Origin of the sequence: Candidatus Pseudomonas adelgestsugas, assembly GCF_004124255.1 — a bacterium.
Taxonomy (GTDB): Bacteria; Pseudomonadota; Gammaproteobacteria; order Pseudomonadales; family Pseudomonadaceae; genus Aquipseudomonas; species Aquipseudomonas adelgestsugas.
Window position 1 is genome coordinate 1,432,596 of record NZ_CP026512.1, and the last position, 17,636, is coordinate 1,450,231.

Genomic DNA, 17,636 nt, shown 5'->3' on the forward strand with positions numbered 1-17,636 from the left:
ACATTCATGAGTGAACCTTGCTTTCAAACAATTTGTTTGTGTATTGCTTAGTTAGCAAGTCAAGCAAGCCTTGTTACTGCAAATATTCAAACGGCTCGGTGCAAAATATAGCAAACATGCAGGTTCACAACGTAAAAAATAAGTTGTATACAACCGTTCATGGCTATGACACCATATTTCACTATTCGACCACACACAATACTGGCCACTACAAACAAGAAGGAACAATGCAGTGAACGCTGCTTATCTACACTACCTAACTTATTACAGTAGTAACCATCGTTACTATTACCGATCAAACAAATTAAGTATCGCATTGTTGTTCGCACACAATCACAAAGAATAAGGATGTTTAGCTTTTAAAGCACATCAACATAGATCTTACTACAAGCATGAACTAACTAGGTAGATAATTTTTGCGGCGACCTATAAAAGTGCCATGTCAAAGCGCCTACATAAAAACCATATAATTTTAAGTTAGGAGCCACTTAATGAAATTCATGTTTAAAAGCCTAATACTAGCAGGATCCATATTAGCTAGCTGGCAAACTATAGCTGGAGACTTATTGCAATGGCAGAACAATAGCCTAACATATCTGTATGGCAATAGCTTCACAATTAACCCTTCAATCCAGCAAACTCTCACTCTCTTCGAACATGTAGACGCATGGCAGTACGGCGATAACTTCTTATTTATCGACCATGTCTTGTATAACGGTAAAGGAGATAATAGCCTCGGATCAAATACATATTATGGTGAGTTCACACCACGCTTGTCGTTTAGCAAAATTTTTAACAAAAAAATATCATTTGGACTGATACAAGATGTCTTGCTAGCAATGACTTATGAGTTCGGTAAAGATAATCATACTACCTACTTGGTAGGTCCTGGTTTTGACTTAAACGTGCCAGGATTTGACTACTTTCAGTTAAACTTTTATCAGCGTCACCCAACAGGTGATCGACCAGGTGACCATGTTTGGCAGATTACCCCAGTATGGGCTTACACTATGCCTATAGGCAATTCAGATGTATTGATTGATGGTTACATAGACTGGGAGGTCAATAACGACAAAAACCAGCGTGGCACACACCACGCCAACTTGCACTTTAACCCGCAAATTAAATATGACCTTGGTAGGGCACTACATTGGGATGCAAAACACTTATATGTAGGTTTCGAATACGACTTCTGGAAGAACAAGTACGGAATTGATGACAACGGCACCATTAAAACCAACCAAAATACAACAAATTTTTTAGTTAAATACCACTTTTAATAAACAATAAACATTGCTATCTCGCAGATGTACTAAAAAGTACATCTGATATACTATATTTTTTATGGACTAGTTTACCTCCTGATTTATATTTACATACATGCAATAACTAGTCATCATTCTTCTTACGTAGTCGTCAGCTAATCTCGATTAGCTGACGACTAATTTGCTGTAAGACTAAGCCTGGCAGCAAATTGACTTAATACTCTTTAAGCTACCAAACAACATAATTTAATCTAAAAAGAGTGAAAAACAAGAAGTAACTCATGGCTTATGACGGCATTTTTCATATAACTTAACCTCACCAGGCGGCCTACTCTTAAAGCGTCGATGAGCCCACAAGTATTGCTCTGGACATTCGCGTACCGTGGCTTCAATCCACTGGTTAATACGCATACAATCAATCTCATCGCTTTCACTGGGAAAATTAGTTAACGGTGGATGGATCACTAAACAATAACCATTACCATTGGTAAGACGCTTTTGAGTAAACGGCATTACCAGTGCCTTACCCAAGCGTGCAAACGTACTAGTAGACTTCACAGTAGCTGCTTTAATACCGAATAGTGGCACGAAAATGCTTTGCTTAGCGCCGTAGTCCTGATCTGGCGCGTACCAGATGAAGCGACCAGTACGCAGCAATTTAATCATACCGCGTACGTCGTTACGTTCTACTGCTATAGAGTTGAGATTATGCCGCTCACGACCTCGGCGCTGGATAAAGTCGAATAATAAATTACTGTGCTCACGGTACATGCCATCAATGGTATACTTTTGCCCAAGCAAAGCCGCACCGATCTCTAAAGTCGTGAAATGCAAGGCCATAAGAATTACACCCTTGCCATTTAGATGAGCCTGCTTTAAATGCTCAAGCCCTTCAACATGGGCGAGACGTTCCAAACGCGACTTAGGCCACCACCAGCTCATAGCCATCTCAAAGAAGGCGATACCGGTAGACGCGAAGTTTTCCTTTAGCAGCCTTTTACGCTCCCCAGAAGACTTTTCAGGGAAACACAACTCAAGGTTGCGCCTTGCAATGCAATGGCGATTACTGGCCATTCGGTACATCCCTACGCCAAGTAAGCGGCCGATAGTTAACAGTACACGATATGGTAACTGGTTAATCAACCAGAGCATGCCTAGTCCTAGCCATAGCAACCAAAAACGCCAGTGAAGAAATACAACTCGAAAATGCGGGCTATCCATTATAAATTCCAATCAGAATAAGGACTGCGCATTTTGCAATGCTAGACTCACCTTACAGCCCGTAAATACTCTAGTTATAAATTTTGATACTTTCGTAACAACCTGCTGTTGCCGACCATGAGCCAAACCAAACCGCTAAACCAAGATTCTGTATTCCTGCTAAAAGGCAGCATACTCGCTATTATTATATTGGAACTGGCTTGTAACGACTTAGACACCCTGGACCGCCAGCTCGGCGCTAAGATAGCGCTAGCACCAAGCTTTTTTAAAAATGCACCATTGGTGCTAGCGCTGGATAAATACCCATCTTGCTATGGCCCAATTGATTTGCCAAACCTGCTACGTATTTGCCGCTCGCATGGTTTGCGCACCCTGGCGATTCGTGCTAGCCGTATCGAAGATATTACCGCAGCAATCGCCATTGAACTACCAGTATTACCGCCATCTAATGTACGCGAGCGTCTGCTCGACCTGATGGAAAGCGAAGTAAAGGAAAATCCAGAAAAATCGCCGGAATCTATTGTCAAACCTACAAAAATTATTACTTATCCGGTACGCGGCGGGCAGCAAATTTATGCCCAGAATAGCGATTTAGTAGTAATTGCCCCGGTCAGCTCTGGCGCTGAACTACTCGCTGATGGCAACATCCATGCATACGGCCCAATGCGTGGTCGTGCCCTTGCTGGCATAAATGGTAATATCAAGGCCAGAATTTTTTGCCAACAATTAACTGCAGAACTAGTATCTATCGCAGGCCAGTATAAAGTTTCAGAAGATTTGCGTCGTGATCCACTGTGGGGAGCCAGAGCACAAGTTAGCCTGTCTGGTAATGTGTTGAACATACTCCGCCTTTAACAGATACTGGGGAGTATTCTATAAATATTTAGATTTTGGATAAAAAGTAAGATTGGCAAAACTTGCATAAAAATAATCTGAAGTTTGTATTTCCATGTAAAAAACTACATTTTTTATAAATGCTGTCCGCCTGTAACGAGTTTAAATAGATGTTTTTGCATCAAATAAAAAAGTCTTTTTCCTTAAGTAGGGGTAAAATACCTTGGCCAAGATTCTCGTGGTGACATCCGGCAAGGGCGGCGTGGGTAAGACTACTACAAGCGCTGCTATAGGTACCGGCCTCGCTTTGCGAGACCACAAGACAGTAATTGTTGACTTTGACGTTGGTTTACGCAACCTTGACTTAATCATGGGCTGCGAACGTCGCGTGGTGTATGATCTTGTCAACGTGGTAAATAGCGAAGCTAGCCTACAGCAAGCTCTCATTAAGGATAAACGCCTTGAGAACCTTTACGTACTGGCCGCTAGTCAAACCCGTAATAAAGACTCGCTAACCAAGGAAGGCGTGGGTGAAGTACTCGACAAGCTGAAGGAAACTTTCGAATACATAGTGTGTGACTCCCCTGCTGGTATTGAAGCTGGGGCTCACCTAGCAATGTACTTTGCTGATGAAGCGATCATTGTGACCAACCCAGAAGTTTCCTCGGTACGTGATTCTGATCGTATGCTAGGTTTGCTGGCTAGCAAGTCTAAGCGCGCCCAAAAAGGCGAAGCCCCAATCAAGGAACATTTGTTGCTTACCCGTTACAACCCTGAGCGCGTTAGTAACGGCGAAATGCTCGGTGTGGCTGACGTAAACGAAATTTTAGCAGTAACAATGCTTGGCGTCATTCCAGAATCTCAAGCGGTCCTCAAAGCTTCCAACCAAGGCATTCCAGTGATTCTTGATGACCAAAGTGACGCCGGGCAGGCGTACAGTGATGCTGTCGATCGATTATTGGGTAAAACCGTAAAATATCGCTTCCTAGATGTCAGAAAAAAGGGATTCTTCGAGCGTATTTTTGGAGGCAACTAAACAATGAAATTGTTTAACTCATTTCGTGCCAATAAAAAGTTTAATACAGCGTTAGTAGCTAAAGAACGTTTACAGATTATCGTAGCGCATGAACGAGGCCAACGCAGTACACTGAACTACCTGCCAATTTTACAAAAAGAGCTGGTCGAGGTAATACGTAAGTATGCTAATATTAACAATGATGACGTACATATTGCCCTAGAACATGATGGCAGTTGCTCAATTCTAGAACTCAATATTATCCTATCTGATCGTTAAGAGACAAAGCGATAGCCACAAGCAGCTTGATTGCTTTGGTCGCTTTTGAGATACTCAGTTGGCTACCCGTCATTAGTATTTAATATGCATATGTTAAGCCTATATCTATATCCTACATTAGGACGACACTGTCTTAGCAGTAAGCGAGTAGCTATTATTGGCATTAGTGCCAAGTCGCATAAGTGATATTATAATAATGGCTACTGAATTAACTACCAGAAAGAACACAACTCCCTTAACGACTACATCGTTAATTACATATAATGGGAAATCTAGGTAGTCATACTGCCTGCTTAAAATGACTCTACTGGCTATAGATTGTCCAATCCTTAACCAGGACTAACCGGTACCAGATAATGAAAGTATCGAACTTACTTATGCACTAATAACAAGTTCACTCAACTACGCCAAATAAGTTGACCACGCATTTGGCAAACACACGCTAAACTTCTCCTGAAGATATTCAACTAGTACAAACAACCGATCACCGCATGGAACTGACGCAAGCCACCTAGTGCCCACACACATAAGCTGTATATGTATGACTGTCAGACATCCGTTACTAAATGATAACTTGTATGCCAGTGAGCCAGCTAATGATACCATCATATTTTAAATAACCATCTGATCAGAATAACTTGAATTGCTATAAATGCTTATAAAGATTCAATATCTGAACCACGATTCACTTCGTGATGCGAAGTATACCGCGTAGGCAATACAAATCAGCTTTGATCACTGCACTACTAGATTACAGGCTGGTAAGAAGATTTTCTTAGATTAATGTATAACTTACCTGCACGCCTTAAGTACTACACAGCTACAACGAATAAAGATAATAGTAATATATGAAAAAATAATGCGGCATGGTTAAACACTGCGCCAGGTAGTTTATTCAGGTCAGGCCTATCAATCAGACTCGGTGCATCTTGGTTCAAGCTGTGATACCCACCCATAAAACAACAACACCTTGCCACAACCATTGACACACATCAGTTTCAGCGTCGCATTTACTTATATCGGTACTAGTGAAGACAGCAGAACTAAATATTTTACTTCCTTCTAAAGATCTTTAGAAGGTAATCCCGACAAGTCTTGTATGAAATATTTTTCACTATAGTGGTTAAGTCACTTAAGATGCATAACGGTTAGCGCGCTACTCAACATTAACTTTATATTTTCGATAACTACCTGAATGATTATATTCCAACATATTGTTCAATGGATTACAAAGAGACGTGATCGCTAGATCTACCAGTTAATTGGCTAAATAGTGCTCCATCTACCTTGGTCATAGGATGACTAACTATGATCGATCAGAGTAGTTGTGCACCACAACAACCCTAAGCCTGAGCGTTTTATAAAAACGTAACACATCTGTGTAAGTTAAAGAGTTTAAGCAAAATAGTCGCCAGTATTAGTTTGCAAGCTCTCGACGAGATTACTTACCAGATTGCATGCGCTTAAAATAAGCACTAAAATTTTTAATCACTCATAACTTGCATTATTGTTATAACAATTTAAAGCTATTTCGTCGTGCTGATTTAGGTAAAGCACTATAATGTAGAACCTAGCCACTGTTAACATAACTAGCACAACAGCGTTTATGGTTGTACATAATTAACCATTCATGAATGATACGAATCATTAACAGTACAATAGCTTAAACTACTTTCATTCCGTGAAAACATATATGCTTTATTTAGAGTAAACCTAGATTAATCAACACCATAATATTGTGTGTCTAACTTGCGTTAAGTTAAGGCTTTATCTATGCAGTATTTATTTACCTTGATGCTAGTGTTGTTTATGGGATTCGCTAAGGCCTCATCCAGCAACCTATTCGAAATCAAACCTGATTTTTTAACAGTAGACAGGGCTTTTACATTTATCTCTAATAATCTTGAAAGTGGCGAGACCCAGTTATATTGGCACATTGCTGATGGATATTATCTTTACCAAAAACGCATGAAGTTCGATGGCTTAACGGAAAGCCCTGCATTGCCGCAAGGAAAAGCCCGCAGCGATGAGTTTTTTGGTGATCAACAAGTGTATTACCAAAACCTAGAAGTGAAGATTCCTGCTAATACTGCTGGCCAGGTTAAACTTAGCTGGCAGGGCTGTGCCGATGCAGGATTATGCTACCCACCACAGTCAATTACTGTGAATTTGGGCGGCAACCAAACTATAACTGCTACTATGCAGGCCCATGACCAAAGTCTAGCTAACAGCCTTCAAAAACGCAGCTTAGGTTGGAACCTGCTAGTATTCTTTAGCTTTGGTTTATTGCTGGCATTTGCCCCATGTTCATTGCCAATACTGCCACTTCTTGCAGGCCTAGTAGTGGGTAGTGGCACTAGCCTACGGCGTAGATTTGCTCTGGCGAGCAGCTATGTATTGTGCATGGCCATGGTATACGCAGCGCTTGGCATATTGGCTGCTCTATTAGGCAGTAACCTCGGCGCAACACTACAAAAACCTTGGATTTTGAGTAGTTTAGCCGCGCTATTTGTAATTCTGGCTATGTCAATGTTCGGTTTTTTAAAATTACAAGTACCGTCCTTCATGCGTGATCGTTTGGATAATATTAGTCGCAAACAAGTGGGTGGCACTATAGTTGGAGCTAGTATTCTCGGTGCGCTGGCTGGTCTATTAGTCAGTCCGTGCATGACTGCACCGCTAGCCGGCGCTATGCTGTACATAACCCAAAGTAGTAATGTACTATACGGTGGCTTTATCTTGTTTGCTATGGGTATCGGTGTCGGTTTCCCACTGTTACTGTTTGTAACCATAGGGAACCGCTTTTTGCCTAAGCCTGGTACTTGGATGAATGTGGCTAAGAGTATCTTTGGCTTTGCATTCCTAGGCGTCGCCGTGCTAATAATTCGCCCAGCTACAAGTGAAAACCTGTACCTCGGCTTATGGGGCGCTTCAGCGCTAATAATTGCCTGTTCTGTCTGGACATTAGCTAACAAATGCGACCTGAACACCAAGGTATTTGGTGCTAGTTCTATGGTGCTTAGCTTATGTGGCGCAGCACTGGTAGTGGGCACAGCTGGTGGCAGCAACGATCTATGGCAACCAATAAAGATTTACAGCAACGCACAAGTTAGTGACACCACTAGTGCTCATGTTATGTTTACGACAATCAACAACTTAGCCATATTACAAAGCCAGCTTTACAGCGCTAAGGCCCAAGGCCAATGGGTATTAGTGAACTACTATGCTGACTGGTGTATGTCGTGTAAAAGCATGGAAAAACAGGTATACAGCAATACTGCAGTGATAAATGCCCTTAAAGGCGTGCGCCTGCTACGCTTAGACGTCACGGCCAACAGCACCGCTAGCCGCGATTTACTCCGCTACTATAAGGTACCAGGGCCACCAAGCTTTGTGTGGATTGGCCCTGACGGTGAAGAACGACGCGCCCAACGCATCATCGGCGAAGTAAATGCTACTACCTTCCTGCAACACTGAAGGCAAACCCAAGACGCGCGTTGATGTTAACCACAGATATTGACATTTCTGCCATTGCCATGAATTATATCTTGCTGATCAGCGCTATAATTTTATTATGCCGATAGTCAAAGTGTAGTGATGTATGACTAGTAAAATTAAGAAGCAGTGCTATTTAGCTTATTCCTAAACCCTGTAAAACAAGAAAGCACAGCTACCAGATACAATTTTACTATATACTATATAGTGAATATAGTTAATTAGCCGACCGCAAAGCCTACCAGGCTAGTAATCAAGCTATAGGCAATCTGGTTTGCAACGTACCGATAGCGAAATACCAATACTAGAAAGCACGCAGAACACCAATGGTAAGCCTGATCTGCGGTTACTACTTTGGTGAGCAACCTTAAATCAAGTTTAGCCATATACCATAAACCATTCAAAACAACCATACTGCCGCTACAAGAAAAATAACACACCTCACATATATCTACATACCAGCCATACCTAACCGCTAACACTTACAACTACTCTAGCTTAAAATCGAAAACTGGCTAAGCCACAATAAAATATGAAAACTAAGCTCAATGCCAATATAAAATTAGTGGTGTGGAGAGATAAAATTGTTACTGATGACAACGATCATCTATCTAAAAGATAAATGTGCCTGCAACAACATCAAGGTTGTATCATCACCAGATCAACAGACAAATATTTTAAATTTATTTAAGTAAATGGTCGCTCCCTACTAGGATTCACGTTTTGTAACTTTTACAGTCCAGCCATTAAATTACTTAACCAATTCATCTTATCTGCGGCAATTTTATTCGCAACCATCCAAGCAATATGATTTACTAACCTTACTACGCTCTAATACTTCCTTCAGAGGCACATGTCATTGTGGAGTTTTCTAAATAGACAGAACAACATATGTGACTTAGTAAAAATATTTACTACACTTTAAAATCGCTATCCTGGAGCTGGCTTTTCAACTTTTAGCATTTTAGTTTTATTCGCAGCTACGTTAGCTTCCAGCGCATTATGCAGCACCAAGTAATTTGAGCTATACTACAAATAGTAGCTCACTAATTGTTAGTAGACCATGTAATCAAGCTTGACGTTAGTGGTTAGAGAGTAGATTTAGCCTAGTTATTATATTAGCAATCTTAATATCCCAATGCTATCGGTAAACTCTTAAACTCGTTTAGTATGCATTACGTGATAAGTATTTATCAAAATAATGATAACTATAGGATAGGTATAGTCGCGTAAAACGCTTATCAGTTAAAAGTTTTAAATTCGCTTATAACTTGAAACACAATACATTTGTTATGTAAGATAACAATATATTTCATTCTTCTACTGGCGCTAATCCTTAGCTTTTTCGCTACTAACCATATCATCTAGAAGAATTAGTAACTAGCATCAGAAAATAATGAATCGCTGAAAAAGAGTGAGGCATGATTACATCATGCGCGACAATATAAAATTAGCGCATAATATTTAATTATGATTACTATCAGGCATAGTTATTGCTTGATATATAGAAGCTATCAGTTAAATATCCTTTGAACTATTTTGCAATAAGGTAGTTTCTATGACTGAACAAGTATACATAGGCAGGTATGACGACACCATTCGTGTAGATATTTTTCGATAATTAGTAAGTTTTAGTAAAGATTAAAAACCGTATGACCAGTTACTATTTATAAGCCAAAGACATCGTCCAGTACATTTAATTTTTAACTTTAGTTAACTATTATAAAAAATAGATAATCTGACTATCCATTAACACTGCAGTTAAGCCATGGAATCTCAAATGCTTAAGAATGTAAAAGAAGATTTTAAATGTGGTAGTTTATAGCGTAGTACCAAAAATTTTTTTATATTAATTTCAACCGTACTACCTGCGCTTAAATTAGTATTTATAATAAATTAAGTCAGGAGCTTTGATGTGCCAGTAACTGGCCAATATATTAATTGAAAATAGACTGCAATACAAGAAGCAGCTACGACAAAATTGATACTAGCCCAGAACTTTTTACACAATACATTGCTGACTTTATGAAGTTTTCAGGTAAATTTTAATATAATTCTTGAATAGATTTAGCGAATTAACTTACTGAGGTTAAACGTAATTACCTCAATCACTACTGCCTGCCTGATGAGTGGCATAATTCAAGGAAAACCTTAGGTTTAGTGCTAAACAACTTAAATAAATTTATTAATATCTATAACTACCTGCTTTAAATCTAATATTTTTAAATCCTACCTTGCTTGAACTATAGCAGCGCTTGACAGGCACGTTCTGCAGCGTTGATGCCTGACGAGTAAGTCAGCACTTTACTCTCATATCTATGTCTTGCACCATGATCAATGCAAAAAAAAATAAGTAAGATGTTGCTGCTTCAAGCTTAAACAGTTTTCACATTATAGTGAGCATACTAAATCTCACCGCAAGCAGCGCTGAAATTATCTACATGGTTCTGTGCAAAACCGAGATAAACATAACAATGATGCAATATTCGAAATCGCCTTAATAACCACGTAAATAGAGTTCTATACTTTTTGCAGCAGGATAATATTAGTATTATAGTGGTAACGTCTAGTTGAGTTAACAGAAGTACTAGCATCTACTAATAAATGAATTATACTTCTACCTTTTAACGAGTAAATACTAGAGTCGTTTAAAAAGATTGCATCAATGTTGCATTACTGACTAATTATAGCATTGTTGTCGAATGGTAGCTGATACTAGTGACTAGCTTGGCTAGTGTAAGTGACTCAGCGAAGTCAGAAGTGTTAACTACGCAAATAAACTGCTGGTAACGAATATCTATAGAGTTATATCAATGTTGAAGATATAACATTAATATAACAGTGAAATAAACAACACACCAAGCAACATTACTTACAGTAAGTGACTATGGCTAGTGAAAGAGCTATGTGTATAGGCATTGATCTGTTTGGTAAGAAACGTTAAAAGTAATAGTAAGTTTTGTTTAAATCTAACTGCCACTACAACCAAGAATGTTACTTACGCTGCTGACGATACCAGCTTTTGCTTCAAGTAACACCTTATTTTTTAGATGCTGTAAACTAGTACCATTAGCTATAACGTTACAAATATTTATATCAATATTCTGATAGGCGTTAATGACAATATAGAATAACCAAATATTTATAATACTATCCAGCAAGTTCTACTGCTAGCAGTGCTGCTAGCACTATTAGCGGCCAATTTAGCAGTAAAAACTGAATATTTCATATAAGTTTAACTTATAGTCCTCGGTAACCTGAATCGCAACGCTAAACTAGCTAGCCTGGCTGCTCATAAAGTTAAACATTCACAAGACGCCAAAAACTTGCTGGAGATTATTCTTGATAGCCAAAGGAAGCGTTGTTAGTATTGATAAAATCATGCCGCAATTCTCGTGGGTAGTGTTTTATAAGGCTGCCAGCACTGGCACCTACCAAGTATAGGTCCAGGAAATATTCCGGATGATTATCATCGAGAAAACAAATTAGTTAAGCGTATTTTAAATTTTTTACTAGCATCAACCTATTAATTATAATGTAAACATTTAGGATAGCTTAAAACCTGATTCACACCAAAATGCCTAAGGCGTAAAAGTCCTGGGCATTTTAGCATACTATGCTGCCAATACACTATTGGCGATAAAGAATCGCTGATCCCCATGACAAACCAACACCAAAGCCACTTATGGCGATACGCTTCCAGTCACCATCTATCATATGCTTCTCTAGCAGGAGAGGGATACTAGATGATACCGTATTACCAGTACCAGCCATATCCTTAATAAATTTCTCTACTGGTACACCTTCGAAACGGCGAGCCACAGCGTCTACAATTGCCGCACTGCCTTGATGAATACAAAATGCGTCAATCTTGTCAGCTTTAAGATCAGAGTCGTTTAGTAACTCGTGTAAATGCGCCGGCACTTTAAGCAAAGCAAAATTAAATACCTGACGACCATTCATAAAAAATACTCCATCGCTAACCTTCAAGTACGGCGCACCGGAACCGTCCGTACCAAATCTAGACTTGCCGAGCAACCATGTAGCACTTTCACCCATCCAAGTAGCGGTAGCGGCATCACCAAAGAGCATTGTAGTGTTGCGATCTTCCGGGTTTATAATCTTCGAATATGGATCAGCAGTAATAAGCAAACCGTTTTTTAAACCAGTAGCTTCCATGAAACCTTTCATTGCATAAATACCATAGACGTAGCCGGAGCAACCAAGGGAGATATCAAACGCAGCCACATTCGTCGGTAGACCCAATTTTGCTTGTACGATAGCAGTTGTGTGTGGTAAGCCTTCTTCATCGCCATTCTGAGTTACAACAATTAGTGCATCGATGGCTTCACGCTTCAAATCAGGATTATTAATAAACAAAGCATTGATCGCCTCAACGCATAGATCAGAGGTTTCCTGCGTAGCAGCCTTGCGTGGCAGAAACGCTGAACCAATCTTACTAATGATAAAATCCTCATTTTTAGAGAATTTAACGCCCTGGGCGTAATTGTCGACCCCGTCTACAGGCACGTAACTGGCGATGCTTTTTATGCCAATCATTGTGGCTTCCCAATACTAAATAGCTGGATGACATCCCTCTAGCTAAGCCTAGAGCGCTGACAATAAAGGGGGGGTAAACCCCGTAAAATTTTCGCTGAAAGCTGCCACGTAAAGACTCGTAGGCGACTTATCTTTTTCACATGACACAGTAAAAATGCGCTTTATGATTCATAGGTAACTCAATTTTTAGTGTTTTATACAAAGCTGTGCAACATTTCCCTCCAATAGAAAAACAACGACCTACTTATCCTATGACCAGAGTAAATCGCATAATTTGTCATCTAATACATACAATCAAACAAGCCCAACTAAGAGGTTTTTTACAAAAAAACAGTTACTAAGCTTACAGCAAGACCTAGCGCAATATCAGGTCAATAGCAACATGCTAAATATTAACGCTAACTAGAGATGACATAGTAAAAGTGCTAGCTAAGCTTAAGCTAGTATTTTATAACCCTGAATATCCATAGCGTTATTGTACGTATCAATCAAGTTGCATACATGGTCAATCAGACCTAAATATTGCCTAAAACTATCCTGAGTATTCAGATACTTATTATCTGATATTATTGATAGTAAACTAGTTACCAACAACATAAGCGTATTAACAACATAGATAGTCACTCAGACTACTGGTTAACTAAACCGTAAAAATATTATTTACCGTACATGAACTACCTTATCTGCTTATCTACCTTACATACATAAAACCTACGCTTACTACCAACGCATTAAGCAGCACACTCTTTGCTATATCCATCTCAAAATGTAGGCTAATATCAAACTCAATCATGAACAAACTAACGCTGGAAGCGTCTTCCTTGGCAGTAATCAAACGTACTGTGTTACTAGCGATCTCAGAATATCATCACTCTTTTTTATCAATTACGATATATTTAGTGCTACTGGAGAAGGCTAGCTTATATAACCGGCTATCGGATAAATCTATTGTGATAGGCTGTACCAGAGGTTAATCAAGTCTAAGAGTCCAGGAACTCTTAAGCTAGATTTTACTAGTATCGTAAATATAAATTTGCAGGTTATTCGATACTTGCAGAGTCAACGGTGTATCATAACTCTAATCAGACACAAATATAATCATTGTTATGACTATAAGTCAGCGTACCAGTCTCGGCTGAGGAGAATATTTAGTTGCTACTAAAATTCTTGGTTTTGAACAAACCTAACACGTGGCCTGTAAGCACACTAACTTACGCAGCAAGTATTTACACCTTGTTGCTGAAATTGAGCGTGCCACGCTTGCAGTGCGAAACCAATGGCTATATGAATGCATATACATAAACCAGTATAATTCTAAACCTTCACCCATACAAAAATAGTTATTTGTATACTTGCTATGGCAAATCTAGTAATATTATTATTATGTATAAATACGTACTTGTTTGATACTTTTTTTACAAAAAAAACACTAATTCATGTGCTTAATATTGTTTACGCAAACTTAATAAGCTCTGGCAGCACTATTGTTGCACTAATAGAATCTAATTGTATTGCCAGCCTCCTCTGTCTAGGTTGACTATTAACACGCAGCCAATCACTAACTTATGTGTCGCCAAGTCAAGCGCTAGTGTTAGCAGTACTAGCATTGCTAACTGTGCGGCATAGCAAAATGTGCGTTTTTTCTAATTTTTTTAAAATTGACCATGATATTGATATTGATAACACGTATAATCGTCAGTCTGATCTTGAAGCTACCACCAATCGCTACCTATTATTTACTATTCAACTTTAGAGTAACACTATCAATTTACTCCTAACTAGAGCGCAGTAATATCATCAAACAAGCTTATGGCTTGAACCATTGGAAAACACTACGTTATATTAGTTACCGTTGACGCTATGGTCATATTCAAGTTGCCCATACCTGCGCTTATTTGCATGAATCATAACTGACCTCTCTGAACAATCGATACGACGCTATTAATGTTGCTAAAAAGCTAAACACTAAAATCGACGTAAGATTAACACTATAACTCAACTAGCTTTTGATAGTATCAATGATAGCAATATCAATACAACTTAAATCAATACTAATTGACATTAGCACATCACTGTAATAACCAAATTAACTACTCATACTAACACCACTAACTACATTATAAACTTCTATCGGTATATAGCTAATATACAGCTGAATAATGTACTGACTACTGCTAACATTACCCGACACAGCTAAAATCATATAGCGACACTAATTGCTACTAACGACTAGTAAATACACGTGGTAATGCTGGGCTAACTGTTATTCTTAGTTAAGATCATACCAATTAGCTTATTGAGCAAATATACTATTTTGATATGTGTATCTAGCAAGCTAGGCTGAGACATTAGTCAAGAAGCTATAAACCGTAGTGATTTTACTGTTCAGCGAAACAATTGACGAAGACATCTTATTAACTTAATTACTAATATTAGTCATATTTGGTATTTATGCCTTTTATATACTGAGTTAACCATATAAAAATAATATTATAAATCCTTGCTAAGAGCTCGACTCTAGTGATAAGCATTGACTGCACAGATAACATTACAAGGCATCACTATATTAGTTTACTAAGTAGTCAAAACTTACTACTCGTGCAGTAAGGCAAGTGGACTTATTGATTACTGCGCTATTATCTGTGTACGCTTTGATATCGCTATTCAGCGCAGCACCGCTCTGGTAGATAACGCCTAAAACTAATTATACATGCGCTGCACTGTAGCTAGGGCAGCGCCACTTCCCGTATATAAATACGAACACATACTATTTGGCGATAGCATTATTAGTGCTTTACCAATACTAGTATCTGTAAAGTTATTGGTAATAGTAATGATTACTACTGAATGATTATATTAATTTTTAAATAGAGTAAAGCTCTGACATTGAGACATTAAATACAATATACTTTACATCTTGTAAATTAATATTCACGCCATAGAAACGTAATTCTAATAATTGCTTATCTTTTTGCTATCTACGAAATATTACTGGTACCGATCTAAATTGGTTATTTATAAAGATTTTATGCAATGTGCACACTGATTATTTTTGATAATCTGCTAATTTCGCAACTTTTTATAGCTATAATTGCTATATAGTAATAATATCAAATTATAGAAGTGGTTTTATTATAAACCATAAAATATAAACTTAGTTATTTTCTTAACCATCACCAGCAGTACAACGCTCACTCATGAGCTTATAAGCCAACTTTGCTCGGCTTTATATAAAACAGATTATGATTGCTGCTACAATTTTCAGAATTCATTACTGATTTATACTAACTAGACTCTATGGCAGTCTAGATCAATAAATACTTTGGATCGATCACAATACACTCGATTACGACCTTAGTCACGAGTAGTATGGTAAACACATTTATCCTACAAACTACATGCGTTTTCACTGGCTCTAACGGTGGTCAGGCTTTAGCACAACCCAAAGATCCATCCGCTTTAGTGCTATCTATAATTTTAGTAGGTACATCGACATGCTTAAGAGGCTGTGCAAAATCTACAACTTGGCTGAAACCAGCTTATTCTTTTGTATATTGCGTATCAGTTGTCAGCTAAACTTAAAGTCACCATTTTATTAGCTATTAAAACCGCTAATGACTGGTTATATATTTCGTATACACCACCACATACATATTGTTTGCACTATTTTTGTCGATGCTAAGCCCTAGCTAGTGTTAACTATAGTAAATTCATAAGTACAGCCGTGCTAGTAAATTAGTTCTTGTGTATTTCCATAATGACGGCCTCTAGATCATAATTAGGTTAGCCTGTAAAATAGGTGACTATGTTTCATAACTTAGAGATTGCTACTAAATCAATTTTAGCACTGCGCTATCCTAGTTTAGCGCACAGATATTCTCATTCAGGGTTAGCTTTAAGAACTGAGCCAAATATCGGCTCAATTTCTTGCTGAGCATTAGCACATCAACAGCGGCAATACTACGACCTCGCTAGTCATAATTTATACTAGTGCATAAGTTGATAATGGTTTTTGCTGTGGCCTAACATAGGTTAACTTCAAGATTTTTTAAAATTGATATATAGTCAATACAAATGATTTGAGTAGAGTGACTAAGTGACGTTGATTAAGCTACCACCGATAACCGAGGCCTAAGCATGTATCGTTGATCTTATCGATGAATCGATTAGCAAGCATATTACTTATACGGTCGCAATATAAAATTAGACATGTTGCTATACCTGAGACCGCTAGTCATAGTGCATTTAATTGCAGCACTACCTATAATACATGCTGACTGACAGCACATTTATCGTGATATATTAGCCAATTCACTCGACCTTGATAGCACTGATAAATCATTAATGATCCATATAATTGCAAAGTGATTACACTGTACGTTGCTAGAGCTAGTCAACACCTTAATACTGAACTGCTATAGTATATTTTTTTGAAAAGCCTATAGCCAAAAATATAATTTGGTTAGTCTGATAGATAAATTTCTACTGTGTGTGCTCCTACTTACCAGACCGCAGCTAATGAATTAAGTAGAGTGTACACGTAGCAATGCTAGCAACGTCTTTAATCGTTTAGCAGTTAGCTCTTATGCTCAAAGTCATCAATAATACAGGCAAATATTTAACTATGAAGATAAATATTTATAAACAAACCAACAGGCCAAGAAAAACGGTTGAAATCACTAAACTGATACGCACTAGTAAATAAAACTAGTCTAAGAGCAGACAATACATGCATTGGAAATGAGTGTTAACACAATTTCGTTATTATTGACGAATCTCTATTCGAAACAGCCACAGGCTTAAGCTACCAGCACAAGCCGAATATTTTTTCGCAAAAAATTTAGCCAATGCCAGCTAGTGTTCAAGTATTTATTTGACACTTTAATTATCCCTACAGCAAGTTTGAATTAGCCACCAAAAATCTTAACTAGTATATCTAGCGCGCTTTTATTTAAGCAGTTATCGAA

7 protein-coding genes are annotated in these 17,636 nt (G+C 38.3%); 5 read left to right on the forward strand and 2 right to left on the reverse strand.

Going from position 1 to position 17,636, the window contains the following annotated elements; genetic code table 11:
- The first annotated feature begins 491 nt into the window (after positions 1–491).
- Positions 492–1,280 (forward strand): outer membrane protein OmpK, encoded by a 789-nt coding sequence (locus C3B55_RS03635; protein ID WP_129211551.1) that lies wholly within the window; start codon positions 492–494, stop codon positions 1,278–1,280.
- 264 nt (positions 1,281–1,544) lie between these two features.
- On the opposite strand, the gene C3B55_RS03640 is transcribed toward C3B55_RS03635, so the two are convergent.
- Positions 1,545–2,486, reverse strand: coding sequence for a lipid A biosynthesis lauroyl acyltransferase (locus C3B55_RS03640; protein WP_129211553.1), 942 nt, complete (start codon positions 2,484–2,486; stop codon positions 1,545–1,547).
- 117 nt (positions 2,487–2,603) lie between these two features.
- Between C3B55_RS03640 and minC the strand changes: the two genes are divergently transcribed.
- The 4 genes from minC (at position 2,604) to dsbD (ending at position 8,091) form a co-directional block, all read left to right on the forward strand.
- Positions 2,604–3,341 carry a septum site-determining protein MinC gene (gene minC / locus C3B55_RS03645; RefSeq protein WP_129211555.1) on the forward strand — a complete coding sequence of 246 codons (738 nt, stop codon included), beginning with the start codon at positions 2,604–2,606 and terminating at the stop codon, positions 3,339–3,341.
- 202 nt (positions 3,342–3,543) lie between these two features.
- A complete protein-coding gene (minD, locus tag C3B55_RS03650) occupies positions 3,544–4,356 on the forward strand; it encodes a septum site-determining protein MinD (RefSeq protein WP_129211557.1) in 813 nt (270 codons plus the stop codon).
- A 3-nt stretch (positions 4,357–4,359) separates the two neighbouring features.
- The gene (gene minE, locus C3B55_RS03655; protein WP_129211559.1) at positions 4,360–4,614 is read left to right on the forward strand and encodes a cell division topological specificity factor MinE; all 255 of its coding nucleotides are present in this window, start codon (positions 4,360–4,362) and stop codon (positions 4,612–4,614) included.
- Between the two features lie 1,773 nt (positions 4,615–6,387).
- The gene (gene dsbD / locus C3B55_RS03660) at positions 6,388–8,091 is read left to right on the forward strand and encodes a protein-disulfide reductase DsbD (RefSeq protein ID WP_129211561.1); all 1,704 of its coding nucleotides are present in this window, start codon (positions 6,388–6,390) and stop codon (positions 8,089–8,091) included.
- 3,648 nt (positions 8,092–11,739) lie between these two features.
- On the opposite strand, the gene C3B55_RS03665 is transcribed toward dsbD, so the two are convergent.
- Positions 11,740–12,669 carry a ketoacyl-ACP synthase III gene (locus C3B55_RS03665; protein WP_129211563.1) on the reverse strand — a complete coding sequence of 310 codons (930 nt, stop codon included), beginning with the start codon at positions 12,667–12,669 and terminating at the stop codon, positions 11,740–11,742.
- Positions 12,670–17,636: the final 4,967 nt, after the last annotated feature.

Bases quoted from the DNA above. Each gene is read 5' to 3' on its own strand.
- minE (WP_129211559.1), top strand. From the start codon at position 4,360: ATGAAATTGTTTAACTCATTTCGTGCCAATAAAAAGTTTAATACAGCG.
- C3B55_RS03635 (WP_129211551.1), top strand. From the start codon at position 492: ATGAAATTCATGTTTAAAAGCCTAATACTAGCAGGATCCATATTAGCT.
- minC (WP_129211555.1), top strand. From the start codon at position 2,604: ATGAGCCAAACCAAACCGCTAAACCAAGATTCTGTATTCCTGCTAAAA.
- C3B55_RS03640 (WP_129211553.1), bottom strand. From the start codon at position 2,486: ATGGATAGCCCGCATTTTCGAGTTGTATTTCTTCACTGGCGTTTTTGG.
- C3B55_RS03665 (WP_129211563.1), bottom strand. From the start codon at position 12,669: ATGATTGGCATAAAAAGCATCGCCAGTTACGTGCCTGTAGACGGGGTC.
- dsbD (WP_129211561.1), top strand. From the start codon at position 6,388: ATGCAGTATTTATTTACCTTGATGCTAGTGTTGTTTATGGGATTCGCT.